This window comes from Streptomyces olivaceus, from assembly GCF_000721235.1.
Classification (GTDB): Bacteria; Actinomycetota; Actinomycetes; order Streptomycetales; family Streptomycetaceae; genus Streptomyces; species Streptomyces olivaceus.
In genome coordinates this window covers 15,491-34,386 of record NZ_JOFH01000053.1, presented here as the reverse complement: position 1 = coordinate 34,386, position 18,896 = coordinate 15,491, and the positions used below count along the sequence as shown (strand labels likewise).

Annotated in this window: 14 protein-coding genes, 2 pseudogenes and 1 riboswitch; of the genes and pseudogenes, 7 read left to right on the top strand and 9 right to left on the bottom strand. The window is 74.7% G+C overall.

Annotated elements, in window-relative coordinates; genetic code table 11:
- Nucleotides 1–84 precede the first annotated feature (84 nt).
- Together cobC and IG94_RS39175 are read right to left on the bottom strand one after the other, a co-directional pair.
- The gene (cobC, locus tag IG94_RS0135395; RefSeq protein WP_031047208.1) at nt 85–1,194 is read right to left on the bottom strand and encodes an Rv2231c family histidinol phosphate aminotransferase CobC; all 1,110 of its coding nucleotides are present in this window, start codon (nt 1,192–1,194) and stop codon (nt 85–87) included.
- 97 nt (nt 1,195–1,291) lie between these two features.
- Nucleotides 1,292–1,780, bottom strand: a pseudogene (locus IG94_RS39175) (cobalamin biosynthesis protein); the annotation flags it as partial.
- A gap of 140 nt (nt 1,781–1,920) precedes the next feature.
- Between IG94_RS39175 and IG94_RS0135385 the strand changes: the two are divergent.
- Complete coding sequence (locus tag IG94_RS0135385; protein ID WP_031047202.1) at nt 1,921–2,649, top strand: ZIP family metal transporter; 729 nt, start codon at nt 1,921–1,923, stop codon at nt 2,647–2,649.
- Nucleotides 2,650–2,720: 71 nt separating this feature from the next.
- Here the strand turns inward: IG94_RS0135385 and IG94_RS0135380 are convergent, their stop codons facing one another.
- The 7 genes from IG94_RS0135380 to IG94_RS0135350 form a co-directional block, all read right to left on the bottom strand.
- A complete protein-coding gene (locus IG94_RS0135380) occupies nt 2,721–4,184 on the bottom strand; it encodes a cobyrinic acid a,c-diamide synthase CobB (protein ID WP_372459441.1) in 1,464 nt (487 codons plus the stop codon).
- The gene (cobO, locus tag IG94_RS0135375) at nt 4,181–4,780 is read right to left on the bottom strand and encodes a cob(I)yrinic acid a,c-diamide adenosyltransferase (RefSeq protein WP_031047197.1); all 600 of its coding nucleotides are present in this window, start codon (nt 4,778–4,780) and stop codon (nt 4,181–4,183) included. The genes IG94_RS0135380 and cobO overlap by 4 nt, the downstream gene beginning before the upstream one ends.
- On the bottom strand, nt 4,780–6,867 hold the full coding sequence (locus IG94_RS0135370; RefSeq protein ID WP_031047195.1) for a putative cobaltochelatase: 2,088 nt from the start codon (nt 6,865–6,867) through the stop codon (nt 4,780–4,782). The genes cobO and IG94_RS0135370 overlap by 1 nt, the downstream gene beginning before the upstream one ends.
- A 151-nt stretch (nt 6,868–7,018) precedes the next feature.
- Nucleotides 7,019–8,527: a cobyric acid synthase gene (locus tag IG94_RS0135365; RefSeq protein ID WP_031047192.1), complete on the bottom strand. Its 1,509-nt coding sequence runs from the start codon at nt 8,525–8,527 to the stop codon at nt 7,019–7,021.
- A complete protein-coding gene (locus IG94_RS0135360; RefSeq protein ID WP_166623821.1) occupies nt 8,524–9,561 on the bottom strand; it encodes a cobalamin biosynthesis protein in 1,038 nt (345 codons plus the stop codon). The genes IG94_RS0135365 and IG94_RS0135360 overlap by 4 nt, the downstream gene beginning before the upstream one ends.
- A 104-nt stretch (nt 9,562–9,665) precedes the next feature.
- Nucleotides 9,666–9,807, bottom strand: a riboswitch (cobalamin riboswitch).
- A gap of 139 nt (nt 9,808–9,946) precedes the next feature.
- Nucleotides 9,947–10,168: a hypothetical protein gene (locus IG94_RS0135355; RefSeq protein ID WP_031047188.1), complete on the bottom strand. Its 222-nt coding sequence runs from the start codon at nt 10,166–10,168 to the stop codon at nt 9,947–9,949.
- A 34-nt stretch (nt 10,169–10,202) separates the two neighbouring features.
- Nucleotides 10,203–11,483 carry an inorganic phosphate transporter gene (locus tag IG94_RS0135350; RefSeq protein WP_031047185.1) on the bottom strand — a complete coding sequence of 427 codons (1,281 nt, stop codon included), beginning with the start codon at nt 11,481–11,483 and terminating at the stop codon, nt 10,203–10,205.
- Nucleotides 11,484–11,717: 234 nt separating this feature from the next.
- Here IG94_RS0135350 and IG94_RS0135345 point away from each other — a divergent pair, with 234 nt between their 5' ends.
- The 6 genes and pseudogenes from IG94_RS0135345 to IG94_RS0135320 all read left to right on the top strand — a co-directional run bounded on the left by IG94_RS0135345 (nt 11,718) and on the right by IG94_RS0135320 (nt 18,842).
- Nucleotides 11,718–12,410: a class II aldolase/adducin family protein gene (locus tag IG94_RS0135345; protein ID WP_031047182.1), complete on the top strand. Its 693-nt coding sequence runs from the start codon at nt 11,718–11,720 to the stop codon at nt 12,408–12,410.
- Between the two features lie 119 nt (nt 12,411–12,529).
- Nucleotides 12,530–13,657: an alpha/beta hydrolase family protein gene (locus IG94_RS0135340; protein WP_031047180.1), complete on the top strand. Its 1,128-nt coding sequence runs from the start codon at nt 12,530–12,532 to the stop codon at nt 13,655–13,657.
- A 552-nt stretch (nt 13,658–14,209) separates the two neighbouring features.
- A pseudogene (locus IG94_RS39170) lies at nt 14,210–15,471 on the top strand (hypothetical protein).
- 203 nt (nt 15,472–15,674) lie between these two features.
- On the top strand, nt 15,675–17,273 hold the full coding sequence (locus tag IG94_RS0135330; protein ID WP_031047178.1) for an ABC-F family ATP-binding cassette domain-containing protein: 1,599 nt from the start codon (nt 15,675–15,677) through the stop codon (nt 17,271–17,273).
- A gap of 385 nt (nt 17,274–17,658) precedes the next feature.
- The gene (locus IG94_RS0135325; RefSeq protein ID WP_003976983.1) at nt 17,659–17,880 is read left to right on the top strand and encodes a helix-turn-helix domain-containing protein; all 222 of its coding nucleotides are present in this window, start codon (nt 17,659–17,661) and stop codon (nt 17,878–17,880) included.
- A gap of 158 nt (nt 17,881–18,038) precedes the next feature.
- On the top strand, nt 18,039–18,842 hold the full coding sequence (locus IG94_RS0135320) for an enoyl-CoA hydratase/isomerase family protein (RefSeq protein ID WP_031047175.1): 804 nt from the start codon (nt 18,039–18,041) through the stop codon (nt 18,840–18,842).
- Nucleotides 18,843–18,896 lie beyond the last annotated feature (54 nt).

Below are 18,896 nucleotides of genomic sequence, written 5' to 3'. Positions count from 1 at the left end.
GGGGGGAGGGGGGGCAGGACGCGGAGGGGGCTCGCGGGGTGGAGGCGTGAGTGGGCCGGGGCACCGGGGAGGCTGCCGTGCGGCTCAGGCCGGTTCCCGCCCCGTCCCTCCCGGCGCCCCCCGGTCCAGCGCCCGGCCGAGCGCCCGCAGGAAGGCGTCCGTCGTGGCCCGGTCCCGGACCGCGAGGCGCAGCCAGTCCGCGCCGAGACCCGGGAACGTGTCCCCGCGCCGCACCGCGAACCCGAGTTCGCGCAACCGGTGCCGTACACCGGCCCCGTCCGGCACGCGGACCAGGACGAAGGGGCCCGCTGCCGGTCCCGCGACCCGCAGCCCGGCCTCCGCGTACTCCCCGAGCCCGGCGACGAGCCGGTCCCGGTCCGCGGCGATCCGGTGGCCGGCGTGCGCCGCCTCCGCCAGCGCCCGCGGCGCCACGCACGCCTCCGCCGCCGCCAGCGCGGGCGTGGACACCGGCCACAGCGGCTGGGCACGCTCCAGAGCCGCGATCGTCTCCGGAGCCGCCAGCACGTACCCGACGCGCAGCCCCGCCAGCCCCCACGTCTTCGTGAGGCTGCGCAGGACCACGAGGCCGGGCACGTCCGTCCGCCCGGCCAGCGCCTCCCGCTCGCCCGGCACCGCGTCCATGAACGCCTCGTCCACGACCAGGGTCCGCCCGGGACGGGCCAGCTCCGCCAGCACCGGCGCCGGGTGCAGCACCGACGTCGGATTGGTCGGGTTGCCGACCACCACCAGGTCGGCGTCGTCCGGCACGGCCGCCGGGTCGAGGCGGAAGCCTTCCGACGCCCGCAGCAGCACCCGGTCGACCGTGTGCCCCGCGTCCCGCAGCGCCGCCTCCGGCTCCGTGAACTGCGGGTGCACCACGACCGGCCGGGACACCTTCAGCGCCCGCGCCAGCAGCACGAACGCCTCCGCCGCGCCCGCCGTCAGCAGCACCCGCTCCACCGGCAGCCCGTGCCGCGCCGCCACCGCCGCCCGCGCGGCCCGCCCGTCCGGGTAGGCGGCGAGCGAACCCAGCGAGGCCGCGAGGTGCTCGCGCAGCCAGGCCGGGGGAGTGTCCGCGCGGACGTTCACCGCGAGGTCGACCAGTGCGGCACCGCCGTCGCGCACCTCGGCGTCCCCGTGGTGCCGCAGATCGTGCCCTCCGCCCGCGCCCGCGCCCTCGGCCTCAGTGCTCATGGGAATGCACGTGTCCCTGCCCGTGACGGTGCGGCTGCTGCGGCAGCCCCACTTCGTCCTCGCACCCGGGCAGCGGGATCCGGTACCCGCACGAGTCGTCGCGCACCAGGTCGACGTGCCGGTCGAGACCGACCGGCACCGACGCCCGCCGCACCTCCGCCCGCGCCGGACGCCGTACGACGGCGCAGGTCGCCCTCGCCGGGACGGCCGCCGACTTCCGCTTGGGCACGAGGAGTTCGCCCCCGCCCGCCAGGGCCGCCGCCTCCGCGACCGACGCCGTGCCCGCGGCCGAGAGCGGGGCGCCGGAGGGGTTGGGCACCTCCACGTCCGCCAACTCGCCGGCGGGGTAGGTCACCAGGGGAACGCCCAAGTGCTCGGCCGCGCCGACGATCCCCGGCTCCCCGGACTTGGTGTCCACGGTGGCCAGTTCGGCGACCGACGCGACGCAGAGCCCGGCGTCGCGCAGGGCGTCCTCCACCAGGCCGAGCACCTCGCCGACCGGCGCGCCCCTGGCGGCGCCGACCCCGACGACCAGGGACGGCGGACGGCCGACGAAGGCCACCTCGTCGGCCGACGCCCCGGCGTCCTCGGCCGCGGACGCCCCGGAAGCCGCGGGAACCCCGGAAGCCATGGATTGTGGTCCTCTCCTGTGCGTGCTGCGCATATTTACTGCGGTTGCTGCTGTCGTACGCGCGTGAACGCGACGTGATCGGATACCAAGGGCCCATGGCGGTCTTCGTCGCGCTCGGCGCGTTCCTGATGACGCTGGCCGGCGGCTGGACGGCACAGCGCGTGACCGACCGGCGCCACCTGGTCCTGGGTCTGGCCGGCGGGCTGATGCTGGGCGTCGTCGGCCTCGACCTGCTGCCGGAGGCCCTGGAGGCGGCCGGCGAGGAGGTGTTCGGCGTGCCCGCGGCACTGCTGCTCTTCGTCGCCGGATTCCTGCTCGCGCACCTCGTGGAACGCCTGCTGGCCGCCCGCCGCGCCGCGCACGGCGCCGACGAACACGGCGGGCGCACGCCCCAGGTGGGCCTGACGGCCGCCGCCGCGATGGTCGGCCACAGCGCGATGGACGGCGTGGCGATCGGCGCGGCCTTCCAGGTCGGCGGCGGCATGGGCGCGGCGGTCGCGATGGCCGTGGTCGCCCACGACTTCGCGGACGGCTTCAACACCTACACGCTCACCAGCCTGTACGGGAACGCCCGACGCCGCGCGGTCGCGATGCTGTTCGCCGACGCCGTGGCCCCCGTCCTCGGCGCGGCCTCCACCCTCCTCTTCTCGATCCCGGAGGGCGTACTCGGCGCGTACCTCGGCCTGTTCGGCGGTGTCCTGCTCTACCTCGCCGCGGCCGAGATCCTCCCCGAGGCCCACCACGAGCACCCCGCCCGCTCCACCCTGCTCTGCACGGTCGCGGGCGCGGCGTTCATCTGGCTGGTGGTGGGCATCGCCGAGTGAGCGGTGACGGCCGCTCACTCGGCGATTCCTCGGGGCCCCGGGCCCGACGCCGACCCCGATCAGCCTGCTGCTCACGACGTCCGGCACCTCTCCACGAACCGGCGCGCGACACCGGGCTCGGCCGCCCAGTGCGTGTGCAGATAGCTCGCGTGCACACCGCGCTCCACGAACCCCTCGACGCGCCGCTCGGGCGTCCGCATCCCCCAGGCCGGCGTGGCCCCGGCCCCCGGCTCCACCGTCGTCCGGTGGAACTCGTGCCCCCGCATCCGCGTCCCCGCGACGGCCAGCGCACTGTCCGACACGGCCACGGCGTCCCGGTAGCCCAGCGTCAGCCGGTCCGACATCCGCGCGGAGGCGTCCAGCACCCCGCACATCGGCAGCCCGTCCAGTTCCCGGCACAGGTACAGCAGCCCCGCACACTCGGCGGCGACGGGAGCACCGCTCAGCGCCAGCTCGGCGACGGACTTCCGCAGCCCCTCGTTGGCGGACAGCTCGGAGGCGTACACCTCCGGGAACCCGCCCCCGATCACCAGCCCACCGGTCCCCTCGGGCAACTCCTCGTCCCGCAGCGGGTCGAAGACGACGACCTCGGCCCCGGCGGCGGCGAGCAGTTCGGAGTGCTCCGCATAGGAGAAGGTGAAGGCGGCCCCACCGGCCACGGCCACCCGTCTTGGCCCGTCCGGCGTTCGAGGACGCGTTCGAGGACGAGGACGGGGGCCGGCAGCGGGGTCCGGGGGCGCGGCCCCCAGGGACGGGACGGGAAGGGGCGGCGGGGACGAAGAAGCGAGTACCTCACCCGCGTCCCACCCCGCACACGACAGCACCCCGGCCGACCGCGCCAGCCCGACCAGCGCCTCCACATCGCACCCGTCGGCCACCTGCGCGGCCATCGCCGCCACCGCGCCCACCGCCTCCGAGCCCCGCTCGGCGACCGGCACCAGCCCCAGATGCCGCGACGGCACACCGACCCTGGGCGCCCGCCGCAACACCCCCAGCACCGGCACCCCGACGCAGTCCATCGCCTCCCGCAGCAACGCCTCGTGCCGGTCGGACGCGACCTTGTTGAGGATCACGCCCCCGATCCGCACCTCCGGGTCCCAGCTCACGAACCCGTGCACCAGCGCCGCCACCGACCGCGACTGCGACGACGCGTCCACGACCAGCACGACCGGCGCCCGCAGCAACTTCGCGACGTGCGCGGTGGACGCCAGCTCGCCCTCCCCGGCGGCACCGTCGTACAGCCCCATCACGCCCTCGACGACGGCGATGTCGCACCCGCGCGCCCCGTTCACGAAGAGCGGCCCGACGAGTCCGGGACCGCACATGTACGCGTCGAGGTTGCGTCCCAGCCGCCCGGTGGCGAGCGCGTGGTACCCGGGGTCGATGTAGTCGGGCCCCACCTTGTGCGGGGACACCGCGAGCCCCCGCGCCGTGAGCGCGGCCATGAGCCCGGTGGCGACGGTGGTCTTGCCGCTGCCGGACGAGGGCGCGGCGACGACCAGCCGGGGGACGGCGGAGCCCGGTGGAGCGGTCACCACTCGATGCCTCTCTGCCCCTTCTGCCCCGCGTCCATCGGATGCTTGACCTTGGACATGTCGGTCACGAGGTCCGCGAAGTCCACCAGCGCCTCCGGCGCGTTCCGCCCGGTGATCACGACGTGCTGGGTCCCGGGCCGGTCGCGCAGCACGGACACGACCTCGTCGGCGTCGATCCAGCCCCAGTGCATCGGATAGGCGAACTCGTCCAGCACGTACAGCTTGTACCTCTCGGCGGCCAGATCCCGCTTGACCTGCTCCCAGCCCTCCCGGGCCTTCTGCTCGTTGTCCATCTGGGCGTCGCGCTGGACCCAGGACCAGCCCTCGCCCATCTTGTGCCAGGCGACGGACCCGCCCTCACCACTGGCGCCCAGCACGCGCAGGGCGTTCTCCTCGCCGACCTTCCACTTGGCCGACTTGACGAACTGGAACACCCCGATCGGCCACCCCTGGTTCCAGGCGCGCAGCGCCAGTCCGAAGGCGGCGGTGGACTTGCCCTTCCCGACGCCCGTGTGCACGACGACCAGCGGACGGTTGCGCCGCTGCCGGGTCGTCAGCCCGTCCTCCGGTACGACACTCGGCTGCCCCTTCGGCATTACGCGGCCCTCCTGCTGCTCTGCCCACTGTTCTGCCCACTGCTCCGCACGTCCTTCACCAGACCGGCGATCGAGTCCGCCCGCAGCTCGTCCAGCGTCACCGCCGTACCGCCCAGCTCACCCGCCAGCTGCCCCGCGAGCCCCAGCCGCACCGGCCCCGACTCGCAGTCCACGACCACGGAGGCGACGCCGTCGGCGCCGAACAACCGGGCCGCACGCGAGGCCAGCGCGACGGGCTCCGGCCCGCCGGTGGCCCGCCCGTCCGTCACCACGACCACCAGCGCCCGCCGCGCCGGGTCGCGCAGCCGCTCCACCCGCAGCACCTCGTGCGCCTTGAGCAACCCGGCCGCGAGCGGTGTACGCCCCCCGGTCGGCAGCGACTCCAGACGGACCGCCGCCGCGTCCACCGACGAGGTCGGCGGCAGCGCCACGTCGGCGGCCGAGCCCCGGAAGGTCACCATCCCCACCTTGTCCCGCCGCTGGTACGCGTCCAGCAGCAGCGACAGCACGGCACCCTTGACGGCACTCATCCGCTGCCGCGCGGCCATCGACCCGGACGCGTCGACGACGAACAGCACGAGGTTGCCCTCACGCCCCTCACGGCTCGCCTGCCGCAGATCGTCCCGGCGCACCACCAGACCCGGCCCGCTGCGCCCCCGCGCCCGCTGGTGCGGCGCCGCCGCCTGCACGGTGGCCGCCAGATGCAGCTTGGTCAGCGTGCCCCGGGGACGGCTGGCCCCGATGGTCCGCCCGTGCTCGGTCCGAGCCCGGGACCGCCGCCCGGCGGCACCCTCGCCCAGTCCCGGCACGCTCAGCACCTTGGTCCGGAACGGCTCGGCGGCACGCGCGGGGGTCTGCTCACCGCCGCCGCCACCGCCGGAAGGCTGCGGCTCCCCGCCCTCCCTGTCCTCCCCGGACTCGGGCTGTGCGGCGGATTCGCCGTCGACCCGAGGCGCGTCGTCGGGCTCGGGCTGCCCGCCGGGACCGCCGCCGGGACCGCCGCCGGGGCCGCCGTCGGGATCCGGATCGGGGTCGTCGTCCCCGCCTTCGTCCTGGTCGCCTTCGTCCCCGTCCTGCCCGCCGAACTCCTCCAGCGTCTCGTCCAGCTTGTCCTCGTCAAGACCGGGGGCGTCGAACGGCGCCCGGCGGCGGCGATGCGGCAGGGCGAGCAACGCGGCCTGCCGCACGTCCTCCGCCAGCACGTCGGTCCGCCCGGCCCACGCCGCCAGCGCGGTCGCCGTCCGCGCCATCACGATGTCGGCCCGCATGCCGTCCACCTCGAAGGCCGCGCAGGTCGCCGCGATCTGCCGCAGCGCCCCGTCGCCCAGCCGCACCTCGGGCAGCAGGTCCCGCGCCGCCACGATCCGCGCCCGCACCGCGCTCTCCTCGTCGGCCCAGCGTCCGGCGAAACCGGCGGGATCGTCGTCGTACGCGAGCCGTCGCCGTACGACCTCCACGCGCTGGTCGGGCTCGCGCGAGGCGGCGACCTCGACGGTGAGGCCGAAGCGGTCCAGCAACTGGGGCCGCAGCTCGCCCTCTTCGGGGTTCATGGTGCCGACGAGCAGGAACTTCGAGGCGTGCCGCACCGACACGCCCTCGCGCTCGACGTAGGAGGCGCCCATGGCGGCGGCGTCCAGCAGCAGGTCGACGAGGTGGTCGTGCAGCAGGTTGACCTCGTCGACGTACAGGATTCCGCGGTGCGCGTCGGCCAGCAGCCCCGGCTCGAACGCCTTCACGCCCTCCGCCAGCGCACGCTCGATGTCGAGGGCACCGACGAGCCGGTCCTCGGAGGCGCCGACGGGCAGCTCCACCATGCGGGCGGGCCGGGAGCCCGAGGCCCCCGTCCCGTGCGGCCCGTCCGGGCAGCCGGGGTCCGGGGAGGCCGGGTCGCAGGAGAAACGGCACCCGGAGACGACGTCCACCTCCGGCATCAGCGCCGACAGCGCGCGCACGGCCGTGGACTTCGCGGTGCCCTTCTCACCGCGTACCAGCACACCACCGACGGCCGGGCTCACCGCGTTCAGCAGCAGGGCCAGCCGGAGGTCTTCCTGTCCGACCAGGGCGGTGAAGGGATAGGGCGTGCTCACGCGGTGATCACTCCTTCGGATGTGTAGGGAAACGAGAGGCGGATCGGCAGCCGGTGAGGCACGCTCCTCTCCTCCCCGCCTTCGCAGGGACGGCCCGCTTTTCGACGCCCACGGCGCCCTCTACCGGGCCCGGCAGTTCCTCCCGGACGTCTCATGCGGGCGCTCCCGGCGGGATGAAAGGCAGGCCTCGCGGCGCGCCGGACTCGATGAGCCGCCACAGCGCGTCGGTGTCCGCGTGGTGTTCGATCAGGTCGCCGAGCCGGTCGAGCTGCTCCTCGCGCAGCGCGGCGAACGAGGTGTCGCGGGCCGGCACGAAACGGCGGCCCGCGGCGGCGGCCACCTCGCGCAGGAACGCCCGCCGGAAGCCGTCCGACTCCAGCGAACCGTGCCAGTGCGTGCCCCAGGTCTGGCCGACCCGGCAGCCGTCCAAGAAGGGATCCCCGCCCGCCACCCGGGCGACCCCGTGGTGGATCTCGTAGCCCTCGACGCGCTCGCCGAGGGCGGTGCCCACCGGACGCGTGAGGGTCTTCTCGCGGGCGAACCGCACCCGCACGGGCAGCAGTCCGAGCCCGTCCACGTGCCCGGCGCGCGACTCGACCTCGTCCTCGATGTGCTCGCCGAGGAGCTGGAAGCCGCCGCAGATCCCGAGTACGGGCCGCCGCTCGGCGGCCCTGCGGGCGATCGCGTCCGCGAGCCCCCGTTCCCGCAGCCACTGGAGTGCCCGCACCGTGCCGCGCGTCCCCGGCACGATCACCAGGTCGGCGTCGGCCAGTTCCTCCGGCCGGTCCACGAACCGCACCACGACGCCCGGTTCGGCGGCCAGCGCGTCCACGTCCGTGAAGTTGGACATCAGGGGGACGGCGCAGACCGCGACCCGCAGCACGTCCTCGCCGACCGGCGGCGCGACGGCCGACTCCCGCACCGTCCCGCGCAGGGAGACCCTGAGGCCGTCCTCCTCGTCGATGCCGAGCCCGTGCCGGAAGGGCAGCACCCCGTACGTCCGCCGCCCGGTGAGGCCGTGCAGCATGTCGAGCCCGGGCTCCAGGAGCGACACGTCGCCGCGGAACTTGTTGACGAGGTACCCGGCGACCAGCGCCTGGTCCTCGGGCGCGAGCAGCGCCACCGTGCCGAAGAAGGAGGCGAAGACGCCGCCGCGGTCGATGTCGCCCACGACGAGGACCGGGAGGCCGGCGCCCCGGGCGATGCCCATGTTGACGATGTCGGTGCGCCGCAGGTTGATCTCGGCGGGGCTGCCCGCGCCCTCGCAGATCACCGCGTCGTGGGTGGCGCGCAGTTCGGCGAGCGAGTCGAGCACCGTGCCGAGCAGCCGTTCCTGGCGCCCGCCGTGGTAGCCGCGGGCGCTCATCTCGCCGACCGGTCTGCCGAGCAGCACGACCTGGCTGCTGCGCTCCCCGCCGGGCTTGAGCAGCACGGGGTTCATGAGCGCGGTCGGCTCAACCCGGCAGGCCTGGGCCTGCATCGCCTGGGCCCGCCCTATCTCGGCGCCGTCGCGGGTCACGAAGGAGTTGAGCGACATGTTCTGCGCCTTGAAGGGCGCGACCTTGACGCCCTGGCGCACCAGCCAGCGGCAGATGCCCGCGGTGACGACGCTCTTGCCGGCGTCGGAGGTCGTACCGGCGACGAGGAGGCCACCGCTCATGACGCACGTCCCTTCAGACGGCCCACCAGGTGTCCCGTCAGGTGTCCCACCGGGCGCTCCGTCAGGTGCCCCTGCGGGCGTCCCCGGCCGGGGGCCCCGCGCACGAGCAGCCGTGCGCCCGCGCACACGCCCAGCGCCAGCCAGCCCACGCGCCGGGAGAGGCGTACGGCCCGGTCGATGTCGCCGGACCCGGCTCGTACGGCGCGTCCCGCCGCCCCGTTGAGGACGGGCCGGTGCTCCACCCGCCCGCCGTAGGAGAGCGTCCCGCCGAGCCGCACGCCCAGGGCGCCCGCGAACGAGGCCTCCACGGGCCCGGCGTTGGGGCTCGGGTGCCGGGCGGCGTCGGCACGCCAGGCCCGTACGGCGCCGCGCGGATCGCCGCCCGCGACGGTGGTCAGGGCGGCGGTCAGGCGGGCGCCCGGCCAGCCCGCGAGGTCGTCGAGGCGGGCCGAGGCCCAGCCGTAGCGGCGGTACCGGGAGGACTTGTGGCCGACCATCGCGTCCAGCGTGTTCACCGCGCGGAAGCCGAGCAGCCCCGGCACTCCGGCCACGGCACCCCAGACCAGGGCGCCCACCACCGCGTCCGACGTGTTCTCGGCGACGGACTCCACGACGGCCCGGGCGATCCCGTCGGCGTCCAGGGACTGCGGGTCGCGCCCGCACAGGTGCGGCAGCCGCGCCCGCGCCGCCTCGACGTCCCCGGCCCGGAGCGCCCGTTCGACCGCACCGGCCTCGCGGGCGAGCGAGGTGCCGCCGACCACGGCCCAGGCGGCCGCACCGGTCAGCGCGATCGAGGCGGCGGGGGAGCGGCGTACGGCGTGGGCGGCGGCCGCACCGAGAGCGGTGGCGCCGCCGGCGCACACGAGCGTGTGCAGCGCGCCCCACCCCCGGTGGTCCCGCCACAACCGCTGTTCCACGGCACCGGCGGCACGGCCGAACGCGGCGACCGGGTGCCCGCGGCGCGGATCGCCGAGGAGCAGGTCGCCGAGGAGGCCGGCTGCGGCGCCGTACGCGAAGACGCGTTCGGCACGCACGGGTTCAGCCGGTCACACGGTCAGGGAGGAGGCACCTGGCAGGGAACGTCGGGCGGCGGCCGGGCATCGCGTCATGTCCTCACTCAGGGTGTCCACGCCCTGGTTCGAAGAGTCCGGCGGTGAGAGTTCCTGGCTCCCGGGGCTCCTGTTCCCCGGTCACAGTGGCGGGACCGCGCCGGAATCGCACCGGGCTTCCTCTCCTGCCGCCGTAGCTGGCCCCGGAAGTCCACCACGGCCCCCGAAGACCCGTCAACCTGGCCTTGACCTGCGACGGGAGAGTGTGCGAAGACCCACACCGGGGCTGTGCCGACCGGCACGTGAAGGGGCGGGGCGCGGGACGGTTCGGGTCCGTCCCGCGCCCCGCCCCTCGGGTGCGCGGTGGTGTTCAGGCGACGATCAGATAGATCCCGTACGCCACCGCCGCTGCGCAGGCCGCGAAGCAGGCGTACGCGCCGGTGACCGCGAGGGCGGCGGAACCGCCCTGGGCGGTGGCGCGCTCCTGGCGGGAGAGGCCGACGATGCCCAGGGTGAACAGGCCCACCAGGGTCACGGTGACCACCAGGCTGACGCCGAAGACGGAGCCGAGGGCTGCCCAGTCGATGCTCATGGAGATTCGCTTCCTTCGTTCCCGGAGCGCGGGCTCAGACGGTGGTGGTGGCCGGGGGAGCGGCCGCGGGTGCCTGGGGCTCGGACGGCTCGGCGGGGGCCGCGACGGTGGCCGTCAGGTCCTCGGTCACGCCCGCCGGGGGCGGGGAGACGGCGGCCATCGCGGTGGTGACCACACCGGCCGGCTCGGGCTGCCCGGGCACCCCGGCCGCGTGGCCGGCGTCGACGACGTTGGTGTGGTCGACGACCTCGCGGCGGGAGATCCGCCAGATCGCGTAGCTGGATGCGATCAGGAAGACCGCGACGAGGGCCGTGCCCCAGTCGCCGAAGCCGCAGACCCACTCGGCGAGCGCGGCGACCAGCGCCGCCGCCGGCAGCGTCAGGCCCCAGGCGACGAACATCCGGGTGGCCGTGGACCAGCGGACCACACCGCCCTTGCGGCCGAGGCCCGCGCCCATCACCGCACCGGAGACCGAGTGGGTGGTGGAGAGGGAGAAGCCGAGGTGGGAGGAGGCCAGGATGACCGTGGCGGCGCTGGTCTGGGCGGCGAAGCCCTGCTGCGGCTGGAGGTCGGTCAGGCCCTTGCCCATGGTGCGGATGATGCGCCAGCCGCCGAGGTAGGTACCGAGCGCGATGGCCAGGCCCGCGGAGAGGATGACCCACACCGGCGGGTCGGAGTCGGGGGCGAGCGAGCCGCCGGCGATCAGCGCGAGGGTGATGATGCCCATCGTCTTCTGGGCGTCGTTGGTGCCGTGGGCCAGCGATACCAGACCGGCGGAGGCGATCTGCCCGGCGCGGTAGCCCTTCGCGGCCGCCCTGCCGTCGGCCCTGCGGCCCAGCGAGTACGTCATCCGGGACGCGAGCATCGCCGCGACGCCGGCCACGATCGGGGCGGCGATCGCCGGGAGGAGCACCTTGGTGACGAGCACGTCGCCGTGGACCGCGCCGACGCCCGCCGAGGCGATCGCGGCACCGATCAGGCCGCCCATGAGGGCGTGCGAGGAACTGGACGGGAGCCCGACCAGCCAGGTCAGCAGGTTCCAGAGGATCGCGCCGACCAGGGCGGCGAAGATGACCTCGGGACGGATGCCGGTCTCGTCGACGAGACCCTTGGAGATCGTGTTGGCGACCTCCACCGAGAGGAAGGCGCCTACAAGGTTGAGGACGGCGGACATCGCCACCGCCACCTTGGGCTTGAGCGCACCGGTCGAAATGGTCGTTGCCATCGCGTTCGCGGTGTCGTGGAAACCGTTCGTGAAATCAAACGCGAGTGCGGTTACCACCACAATCGCGAGGATCAGCGAGAAGCTTTCCATTTACCCAGGCAATCGTTCGAGGTCGTTGGCGCGACGAACGTAGGTAACCAGGGTGAACGGAAGATGAACTGGGCAGGGCGTCGCGGTGACCGGAAGTGGGGGGTGTCGCCCCCTGTCCGTTCCCTGTCCGTGGCCGCTCCGGTGCTCTCCGGAGACACCCCTGGCAGGATCGATGCGAAGGCCGGTCGGCGGCGGGACACGAGGGGTGCGGGAGCGCCCGGCGGGAGGGTGGCGGTGACGCATCGGCGGGCGGGAGGGACCAGCGATCGCGGACGGACGGCCGCGGCCGAGGAGCGGGCCTGGGCGGAACTCGTCACGACGGCCCGGCGGACGGTGGCGGACGGGCTGGTCGTCGGCACCTCCGGCAACGTCTCGGTGCGCGTCGGCGACACGGTCCTCGTCACCCCGTCCGGCGTGCCCTACGACCGGCTGACCCCCGACGACGCGACCGGCGTCGACCTCGCCGGACGGCAGGTGCTGGGCACCCTGGTCCCCACCAGCGAACTGCCCATGCACCTGGCCGTGTACGACGCCGACCCCGCTGCCCGGGCCGTCGTCCACACCCACGCCGTGCACGCCACGGCGGTCTCGCTGCTCGTCCCCGAACTGCCGCCGGTGCACTACATGACGGCCGCGCTCGGCGGCCCCGTCCGCGTCGCCCCGTACGCCGCCTACGGCACCGGGGAACTGGCGCGCGGCATGCTCGACGCCCTCGCCGGCCGCACCGGCTGCCTGCTCCGCAACCACGGCACGATCACCTACGGGATCTCACTCGACCAGGCCTACGACCGCACGGCCCAGCTGGAGTGGATGTGCCGTCTCTGGCTGACCGCCGCCTCGGTGCCGGGCCGGACGCCGTCCCTGCTGACCGACGCCCAGCTGGCGGAGGCGTCCGAACGGCTCCGGGGCTACGGCCAGTCCGGGTGACGTTCCCCGGGGGCGTGCCGGGGTACCAGGAGTCACGCGGGGGTACCGGAAGTCACCGGTCGTCACCCGCCGTCGGCCGCCCACTGGCCGCCCGAGGACTCCACCAGGAGACTGGCCCCATGCGCACTGTCACAGGAACGGCCGCCGCCCTCGCCGCGACGCTCGCGGCAGGCGCGGCCGGCGTCGTCGCCGGCCGGCTGGCCAGCGATGCCGCGCTCAAGGCGCCGCCCGGCCGGCCGCTGCCCACCGAGCCCCGGCTCACCGTGCACGGCACCGCCGCCGGGCAGATCACCCTCACCCGCGACCTGGCGGCGCTGCGCCCCGGCCGGTACGGACTCGCCGGCGACGGCTCCCACGCGGTCGTCGGTCCGGTCCTCGACAGCGCGGAGCACGGCGCCGACACCGTCGTGCGCCGTCTCGAACGCGTCACGCACGGCACGCTCGGTACCGGGGACCGGGCGTGGTTCACCCCGAACCTCTACGTCGGGAACCCGGGCACCGCTCTCGGCCTCGATCACGCCGACGTCGAGGTCCCGGGCGAACTCGGCCCGCTCCCGGCCTGGTTCGTGCCCGGCGCCCGGCCGACCTGGATCGTCGCGGTGCACGGTCTGGCCGCCACCCGCGAACACGCCCTGAACCTGATGGGCCCCCTGCACAGCAGGAGCGTCCCGGTCCTCGCCCTCGCCCACCGCGGCGACGTCGGCGCCCCGCCCTCGCCCGACGGACTGCACCACTTCGGGGAGACCGAGTGGCGCGACGTGGACGCGGCCGTCCGCTACGCCCTCGACCACGGCGCCCGCCAGGTCGTCCTGCTCGGCTGGTCCACCGGCGCCACCATGGCCCTGCGCACCGCCGCGCTCTCCGGCGTGCGCGAGCGCATCGCGGGGCTCGTCCTGGACTCGCCGGTCCTGAGCTGGGAGACGACGCTGCGCGCCCTGGCCGCTGCCCGCCGCACCCCCGCCCCGCTGCTGCCGCTCGCGGTCCGCGCCGCCCAGGGCCGTGCCGGGCTGCACGCCGACCGGGACGCCGGCACGGCGGGCCTGTACCGGCCGGCGGTTCCGACCCTGATCTTCCACGGTCCCGGCGACACGGTGGCCCCGTGGCGGCTCTCCCGGCGCCTCGCCGACACCCACTCGCGCATGGTCGCCCTGCACACCGTCAAGGACGCCCCGCACGGCGCCATGTGGAACGCCGACCCCGCGGACTACGAGGAGACCCTCCGCCGCTTCATGACCCCCCTGGTGTGACACGTCACCGACCGCCCTGCCGCCGTCCCGCCACGACGTCTGCGGCTTGACGTGGGCCGCCGCGGGCCGCTGCGGGCCGCAGCGCCGAGCAGACACCGTGGCCCCGGCGACTCCGGCGGCCCTCACGAGTGGGCCTCGGGGCGGGGTTCGGGACGGTTCTCGGCATCGGCCTCGGGACGCCCCCGGACGCGTCGCGGGGGTGGCGCCGGGGCGGGCCCCGGCGGGCCCCGGGGCGGCTCCGCCTGGTCCCTCCGGCAGGAGCCGTCGCCGTTCCGTTCAGCGCTGTACCAGTGGCCTGATCCCGTGCCCGAGCAGCCCCTCCGACCTCCGACTCGCCGGTGTCCGAGGGCCGTCGGGGCATTCCGTTTGGGTTTTCGGACCGTCAACCGGAAGACTGCACCCGTGACGTCCCGTATCCCGCGCGACTCCAGGCTCCGACTCGTCCGCACGCGACCCCTGGCCGCCGCCCCCCAAGCGATGAACCAGCGGCGTCCGCGCCGCCCCGCGCCGCGCCCTCCGGAGGGCACACCGGCCCGGTCGGAGCTGGCCAAAATGGCGCGCTCCGGCCTTGCCGACGCGGCCCGCGTCGCCCGCTGGGCCGACTCGGCCCTCGGCCCAGGCCGGGGCAGCGCGACCTCCGACGGCAAGGCCACCCTCTCCGACGCGACCGCCGGCCAGGCGGCCCGTGAGCTGGGCGTGACCGCCGCCCAGGTCCTGGCCGACTGGGACACCGCCCGCCTCGCCGGACTGATCGAGGTGCACGGCGACACCGCCCGCCCGGGCTGGCGGCTGCGCGCCTGGAACCGCGACGACAGCGCCGTACTCCGGGGCTGGGTCGCCCTCTTCGACGCCTGGTCGCTCGCCCACCCCGAGCCCGCGGGCCAGGAGCACGCCGCCGTCGCCGAGGTCGTCTCGGCGATGCCCCAGGTGCTCTCCTTCCTCCAGCTCTCCGCCGGGCCCGTCCCGGTCGCGCAGCTCCTCGACCTCCTGGAGCAGCGCGTCACCGAGCTGCGCACCGAGCGCTGCGAGGTGCCCTACGGCCCCCAGCTGGAGCCCGGCACCCCGGGAGCGGTCCCGCCCGCCCCGGACGTCGCCGCCGACACCCCGCTCGCCCCCCTCCTGGACTGGGCCCTGCACGCCCTCGCCTCCGTGGGCGCCCTCACCTGCGGCGACGGGCAGGCCACGCTCACCCCGCTGGGCAACTGGGCGGTCTGGGTCAAGCTGGAGCAGATCTGCGTCGCCGCGCAGAGCCCCGCCGGCAACATCGAGCAGTCGGCCGAGGGCATGCTCCGCGGCTCCGCCCGAACGCCGCCCGCGCCGAGTACCGCGCCTGGCTCGCCGCCCGCCCCGTCGGCAACGCCGTCACCGAACTGCTCGGCGCCGCCCGCGGCGAGGACGCCCTGCTGCGCGGTCTCGCCTTCGAGGCGCTGCGCGTGGTAGGCGCCCCGGCCGAGCCCGACGTCCGGGGCGTCGCCGAGGAACCGACGCTGCGGCCGTACGCCCTGCTGTGGCTGGCCGAGCACGACGGCGCCGACCCGGAGGACGCCCACGAGGTCCTCACCCGCCGGGAGGCGACGTGGCTGTGGGTCGACACCGCCGCCGCCGTCGCCGACCACGGCGAGGCCCCGCTGCTCGTGCGGCACCTGGAGTCGGCGGTGCAGCCCACCGTCCCCGCGCTGCTCGACGAGGTCCGCGCGGTCGGCCACCCGCGCACCGTGCAGGTCCTGGTCGCCCTCGCCGCGGCACATCCCGACCCGGCCCTGGCCAAGGCCGTACGCAGAGCCGCCTTCCAGGTCCACACCGGGGGCAGCTGACCGGGGCGCGCCCCGGCCCGGACCGGCGCACCGCCGGGGGCACCCGCGCCTCCCGCGCGTGCCCCCGCAGCCGCACCACGCGCGGGAAAAGTGCTTGCGTACCCCCGTTAGACTGGCCCCCATGGCCATTCTCCTTGTGCATTAGCCGGCGGGACCTCTCCTCAGCCGCCCATTCCGCCACCCACCCGCCCAGGAGTCTGACCATGATCTCCGCCTCCGGCATCGAGCTGCGCGCCGGTGCCCGCGTCCTCATCGAGAGCGCCACGTTCCGCGTCGCCAAGGGCGACCGCATCGGCCTGGTCGGCCGCAACGGCGCCGGCAAGACCACCCTCACCAAGGTCCTGGCCGGCGAGGGCCAGCCCGCCGGCGGGACCGTCACCCGCTCCGGCGAGGTCGGCTACCTCCCGCAGGACCCCCGCACCGGCGACCTCGACGTGCTCGCCCGCGACCGCATCCTGTCCGCCCGCGGCCTGGACACGCTGATCCGCAAGATGCGGGAGAACGAGCAGCGCATCGCCAACGGCCAGGGCGCCACCCGCGACAAGGCGCTCCGGCAGTACGAGCGCCAGGAGACCGAGTTCCTCACCAAGGGCGGGTACGCCGCCGAGGCCGAGGCCGCCACCATCGCCGCCGCGCTCAACCTGCCCGACCGCGTGCTCGGCCAGCCCCTGCACACGCTCTCCGGCGGTCAGCGCCGCCGTATCGAGCTGGCCCGCATCCTGTTCTCGGACGCCGACACCCTGCTCCTCGACGAGCCGACCAACCACCTCGACGCCGACTCGATCGTCTGGCTGCGCGACTATCTGAAGACCTACCGCGGCGGCTTCATCGTGATCTCCCACGACGTCGACCTGGTCGAGACGGTCGTCAACAAGGTGTTCTACCTGGACGCCAACCGCTCCCAGATCGACGTCTACAACATGGGCTGGCGGCTCTACCAGCAGCAGCGCGAGGCCGACGAGAAGCGCCGCAAGCGCGAGCGGCAGAACGCGGAGAAGAAGGCGTCCGCGCTGCATTCGCAGGCCGACAAGATGCGCGCCAAGGCCACCAAGACGGTCGCCGCGCAGAACATGGCCCGCCGCGCGGACAAGCTGCTGGCCGGGCTGGAGTCCGAGCGCAAGTCCGACAAGGTCGCCAAGCTCCGCTTCCCCGAACCCGCACCCTGCGGCAAGACCCCGCTGACGGCGGAGGACCTCTCCAAGTCGTACGGCTCCCTGGAGATCTTCACCGACGTCGACCTGGCCATCGACAAGGGCTCCCGCGTCGTCATCCTCGGCCTCAACGGCGCGGGCAAGACCACCCTGCTGCGCCTGCTCGGCGGCGTCGAGAAGCCCGACACCGGCCAGGTGATCGAGGGCCACGGCCTCAAGCTCGGCTACTACGCGCAGGAGCACGAGACCCTCGACCCCGAGCGCACCGTCCTGGAGAACATGCGCTCGGCCAACCCCGACCTCGACCTCGTCGAGGTCCGCAAGACGCTGGGCTCGTTCCTCTTCTCCGGCGACGACGTCGACAAGCCCGCCGGCGTCCTCTCCGGCGGCGAGAAGACCCGCCTCGCCCTGGCCACCCTCGTGGTGTCCTCGGCGAACGTGCTGCTCCTGGACGAGCCCACCAACAACCTCGACCCGGCCAGCCGCGAGGAGATCCTCGGCGCGCTGCGCACCTACAAGGGCGCCGTCGTCCTCGTCACCCACGACGAGGGCGCCGTCGAGGCGCTCCAGCCGGAACGCATCATCCTGCTTCCGGACGGCGTCGAGGACCTGTGGGGCGCCGACTACGCGGACCTCGTCGCCCTCGCCTGAGCGGCCGTCCTCGCGTGATCGCCGTCTCGCCGGTGGTCGATTCCGCTTGATCGAATGGATGATCCACTGGTGATGGATCATTCGGCCGATCCGTGATCCACCATCTGTGTGAGATCTCCTCATCAAGAGGTGCGTCGTACATCCATTTCGCGGCCGGATCCCCATTGCCCGGGGGTCCGGCCGCGACGCCTTTCTGACCTGGAGTTACGCGGGGAAACCCGTTCGGCGGTACGGACGAGATTCTCTGGAATTCCGCATTCCGTATGTGGGGACACGCTCCTGTCGTCACAACCTTGACTCATCGACCTTGCCGAATGGGTGGCCATGAGGGCCGGGAGGGGTGATCATGAGAAGACCAGAGCGCACTTCCCATGAGGAGGCACGGGTGGCCGAGACTCTGAAGAAGGGCAGCCGGGTGACCGGCGCCGCGCGCGACAAGCTCGCGGCAGACCTGAAGAAGAAGTACGACGCCGGTGCGAGCATTCGGGCGTTGGCCGAGGAGACCGGCCGCTCGTATGGCTTTGTGCACCGCATGCTCAGCGAGTCGGGCGTCACGCTCCGAGGGCGTGGCGGGGCGACCCGGGGCAAGAAGGCCACATCGGCCTGACAACCCGGGCGACCCCTCGACTCCGAAAGTGAAGGTGGTCACCCGGTCGGTCGCATGACCGCCCGGGTGGTTACTGTGCAGTCACTTAGCCCTGCCGGCGCACGGCGCACCGACCGGCGCACGGCGGGGACGACGACCGCACCTTCCGGAGGCGCCCCATGGCTTCGCCCGTCCACGACCCCGGTCCCGCACTCGACCAGGACGGCGTGCGGCTCACCGTCGACGACGCCGTCGCCACGGTGACGCTGACCAACCCGGCCAAGCGCAACGCGCAGAGCCCCGCTCTGTGGCGGGCGCTCACCGAGGCCGGCCGGCTGCTGCCCGGCTCCGTCCGGGCCGTGGTGCTGCGGGCCGAGGGCAAGTCGTTCTCGGCCGGGCTCGACCGGCAGGCGTTCACGCCCGAGGGCTTCGACGGCGAACCGTCGTTCATCGACCTCGCGCGGGGCGACGACGCCGAACTCGACGCGGCCGTCGCCGAGTACCAGGAGGCGTTCACCTGGTGGCGGCGCAGCGACATCCTGTCCGTCGCCGCCGTCCAGGGGCACGCCATCGGGGCGGGCTTCCAGCTCGCCCTCGCCTGCGACCTGCGGGTCGTCGCCGAAGACGTGCAGTTCGCCATGCGCGAGACCAGCCTGGGCCTCGTGCCGGACCTCACGGGCACGCACCCGCTGGTGTCCCTGATCGGATACGCCCGCGCGCTGGAGATCTGCGCGACCGGGCGCTTCGTCATGGCCGAGGAGGCCGTGGGCAGCGGACTCGCCAACCTCGCCGTACCGGCCGACCAGCTCGACGGCGCTGTGCGGGACCTGGTGTCGGCGGTCCTGGCGGCGCCGCGGGACTCCGTCGTCGAGACCAAGGCGCTGCTCCAGGGCGCCCAGCACCGGGACTACGAGGCCCAGCGCGCCGCCGAGCGGGCCGCGCAGGGCCGCCGGCTGCGCGACCTGGCCGGGCTGGGGGAGTAGCGCGCGGCCGGCTCCCGCGCCCGCCGGTCCCGCGCGCCCACCGCGTGGGACCCG